The 3,932-nt window shown below is 49.7% G+C and carries 4 protein-coding genes; all 4 read left to right on the top strand.

Annotation, left to right across the window (positions count from 1 at the left end):
* The first annotated feature begins 243 nt into the window (after positions 1 to 243).
* Positions 244 to 645 (top strand): plasmid mobilization relaxosome protein MobC, encoded by a 402-nt coding sequence (gene mobC / locus D1646_RS21960; RefSeq protein WP_160638467.1) that lies wholly within the window; start codon positions 244 to 246, stop codon positions 643 to 645.
* 294 nt (positions 646 to 939) lie between these two features.
* A complete protein-coding gene (locus tag D1646_RS21955; RefSeq protein WP_160638466.1) occupies positions 940 to 1,323 on the top strand; it encodes a BlaI/MecI/CopY family transcriptional regulator in 384 nt (127 codons plus the stop codon).
* Positions 1,320 to 3,125: a M56 family metallopeptidase gene (locus D1646_RS21950; RefSeq protein WP_160638465.1), complete on the top strand. Its 1,806-nt coding sequence runs from the start codon at positions 1,320 to 1,322 to the stop codon at positions 3,123 to 3,125. The genes D1646_RS21955 and D1646_RS21950 overlap by 4 nt, the downstream gene beginning before the upstream one ends.
* Positions 3,126 to 3,615: 490 nt before the next feature.
* Positions 3,616 to 3,932, top strand: a 317-nt coding sequence (locus tag D1646_RS21945; RefSeq protein ID WP_160638464.1) for a sigma-70 family RNA polymerase sigma factor, incomplete at its 3' end; no start/stop codon positions are given.

Below are 3,932 nucleotides of genomic sequence, written 5' to 3'. Positions count from 1 at the left end.
GACGGGGGATATATCCTCCAGAGCCGCCCCCTTTCCCTGGATAGGGAAAGGGCGGGGGGATAGGGTCGAACCGCTTCCCCTCAAATCGCTTTTTTTCCAAAGCTGATGTGTGGACAATTAGCAATTTCAATTCCTTGCCCCGCAAGGGTTTCCGGCCCCGGTTCTTTGAGGGGTGGTATAGTATCATTCCCCAGGCCCAATTCACTAAAATACTGTCAACATCTGAATTTACAGGAGGTATCTATGAGCGGTAAAAAATCAGCGTCTTACGGCCCCCAAAACCAGTCAACGCTGGTCGCTGGGAAAAAACGTGTTCGGAGCACGTCCGTCTGTGTCTGGCTGTCCCCGGACGAACAGGCAAAAATCCGGGAGTGCATGGCGGATGTTGGAATCCGCAACCTTTCGGCCTATATGCGGAAAATGGCGCTCAATGGCTACGTACTTCATGTTGACCTTGCGCCCGTTAAGGAGATCGTTTCTTTGCAACGGCGTTGTGCGAATAACCTCAATCAAATAGCTGTCCTGGCAAATACCTATGGCGGAGTTTACCCCGACGAAATCAAGGCGCTGCAAAAGGACTATGCGGATTTATGGGGGCCGCTCTCTGAACTGCTGGAGAAACTTTCGGAGGTAGTAGCACTGTGAGCGCATAAGGCCCAGGAGCGATAGCGACGGGGCCGCAGACAGGGAAGCCTCTGGACACGGTGTCCAGAGGCTTCCGGCGGGTTTGGGGGCACCCCAACAAGCATTTTTGCGAAGCAAAAATTGCAAGTGTTATACACTTGCCCTGCTTGCCGTTTAGCGCACCCCCAGAATTGCGTAATAGTGGAGACTGCGTATTCCTAATCTCTTTTGTAAAATTATGGACTTGACAGAAGGACGACATCGTGTTATATTTTAATCATCAACACGATGTTATACATTAAGGAGGATAAAAACGTGGTACAGCAAATTTCCGATGCTGAACTTGAAATTATGAAAATCGTATGGGGAAACCCAGAGGATGTGACGTTGTTTCCCTATATCATGGATAGGCTAGCTGCCAGAGGCAAGCCGTGTCAAAAGAACACCTTGATTGTACTCCTATCGCGGCTGATGAACAAAGGCTTTCTGAGTGCAAAGAAAATCGGACGCCGCAACGAATATACCACGCTCATTTCAGAGACAGAGTACCAGACGATGCAGACGAAAAACTTCCTGGATAAAATCTACGAAGGGAGCGCCAAAGGGCTGGTTTCCAATCTGATTATGGGCGATTTGTTGGCGGACGAGGAATACGAGGAACTGAAAAGGCTGCTGGAGAAAGGGAAGGAGACACCATGAACGCAGTTTTGAAAATTTTCCTGTCTATGTCCTTTTCCGGCGGGCTGCTGATCCTGGCTCTGCTTTTGGGAAAGCAATTTCTGAAAGATAAAATCAGCCGTCAATGGCAGTATTATATTTGGCTCATTGTCGTTTTGCGGCTGCTGCTCCCGTTCGGGCCAGAAGTAAGTCTGATGGGAAAGGCATATCAGACTGTTGATCAGGCAATATCCCAGACCGCTCCTTTACCGCCGCAGCAACAGCCCCCACTAAACGTTCCGGGAAGCAATCTTGCTCCCGCTGTTGGGGCAGAACATCACAATGAAACGGTAAGTAGTCCGGCAGATGATGTAACAACTGCCCACCCACTTCAAGATATTGGAGTGTTGCTAATCAATCAGATCTGGCTGGTGTGGCTGGTGGCCGCGCTGGGCTTGCTGATACGAAAAATAACAATCTATCAGGGGTTTATGCGGTATATCCGTGCTGGATTGACCCCGGTTTCTGACATTGAGCGGTTAGACGAACTTTCTATTGTTGCGGAGCAGTCGGGCATCAAAAAGCCCATAGAATTATGCGTCAATCCGTTGGTTTCTTCCCCTCTGCTGATTGGCTTTTTCCGTCCGTGTATCGTACTGCCCAGCGCAGATATTCCTGAAAAAGATTTTCACTATATCATCCTGCATGAACTGACGCATTACAAACGGCGGGATATGTTCTATAAATGGCTGGTGCAGATTACAGTCTGCCTGCATTGGTTTAACCCGCTTGTATATCTTATGAGCCGGGAAATTACCAAGGCTTGTGAATTTTCCTGCGATGAAGCCGTCCTTGCCAAAATGGGGAGCGACAACGCGCAGGACTATGGGAAAACCTTACTTGACGCTATGGCGGCAGTAGGGAGATACAAGGAAAATCTCGGAGCTGTCACTTTAAGCGAAAATAAACAGCTATTGAAAGAAAGGTTAGGTGCAATTATGAAGTTTAGGGAACAATCGAGGTCGGTTAAGATATTGACTGTCCTGCTGACACTGTGTGTAGTTTTGGGAGCGGCCTTTGTTGGTGTCTATTCCTTGGGGCCAGCTACGGCGAATGCCCATGCAGCGTCTCTCCCTGGTACGCCACTGGACACCACCGGCAGGCCCTCGTTGTCGCTGGATGTCAGCAACGCCGCCGTCAATGTGTTGGCAGCTCCCCGGGGCAGCAAGATCTATGCTGAGTTTAACGAAGATGTATATCAGGTTGAGCCTCGCATTGACGGACAGCGGGATATCTGGAGCGTGTCGATATCATGCAAGACAAATACAAACAACAATGCTGAGACCATCAAATTGTATATTCCTGATATTGCGTATGGGGATGTAACTTTGAACGTGGACAACGGGCATTTGACTTGCGACCTTATCAGGTCTGGCAATATTGTAGGCAACTTCAATATGGCGTCCGTCTTTTTGACCTTGCCAGAGGGTTTCACCGGCTCGGTGGATGCTACTGCGAACAGTGGATATTTCCAGTTGATTTCCAAAGATGATTTCAAGAACACTACCACCACGATCACTGACAGCGGCGACTGGGGTGAGATATATAAGCCGACAGATTTCAAGGAAAACGAGAATACCTATACGTTTGCAGACGGTACAGGAGCAAATACAATCCAGATTACACGAAAAGGCACCGGCGTCATGGGAATTTATACTTCACAAAATTTTACCGCCTCTAATGAGTTCCCGGACGATTGGAAGAAACTGTGGCAAGATGAGTGGCAAGGCAAACCTTGGGAAGATGATTGGTGGCAAAACACTTGGCAGGAAAACGATGATTGAACCACGAACAGGTAATAGGCGCCATTGAAGAAACAGTCTAAAATTGTCGCCCAACGGTAAATAAAAAAACCGTTGTTTTGGCGGCTGGTATCAACACGCCCAAACAAAATACAAGTAGCCTTGCGGCGGTTTTGGAATAACAAATTTCAAGGCCGCCGCTTTCTTTTGAAAAATGGAAAACGGAGGGTGTGTTAAAGTCGCCCATTTTTAAGGACACGGCGGTATCCGGGAGGTATTGTCATGTCCTTTTCTTATAGTTTGCTGTCAAAAAAAGCCCACCCCCGCTGACGGGAAGCCCTGGCCGCAGCTGCGAAAATTGTAATATCCTGTCGCCCTCTCACGTCCGTATAGCCTTGCGCTATGCGGGCGTTTCTCTATTCCGAAGCCTCTGGACACGGTGTCCAGAGGCCAGGGGCGGCCCCGGCTGCCGCTCCCCGCCCCCTCCATTTCGATCTGTCCCTTTCCGCCAATATCGAAATGGAGGTTACATATGACAACCATCAAATTGAATAACTACTACCCCCACCTGACCGAGTGTATCTCCATGGAAGTGTCGGAGGAGATCGCCGTCGTTCTCTCCACTGGGGGCCGCCAGTGCGACAGCTACAAGCGGCGCAAGCGGGAGCATAACGAGTGCTCTCTGGACGTTGACCCCGGCTTTGAGCCGGATGTGATGTTCCCGCCCCTGACCCCGGAGGAGATCATTCTGGAGGAAGAAAACCGCTCTGCACTCTACGCCGCTCTTGACCAGCTCCCGCCCATCCAGGCCCGGAGAGTGTATGCCCATTATATCTTGGGCAAGAAGAA

Origin of the sequence: Pseudoflavonifractor sp. 60 (genome assembly GCF_009911645.1) — a bacterium.
GTDB lineage: Bacteria > Bacillota > Clostridia > Oscillospirales > Oscillospiraceae > Lawsonibacter.
The sequence above is the reverse complement of the archived record's forward strand: the minus strand, read 5'-3'. Positions and strand labels throughout refer to the sequence as shown.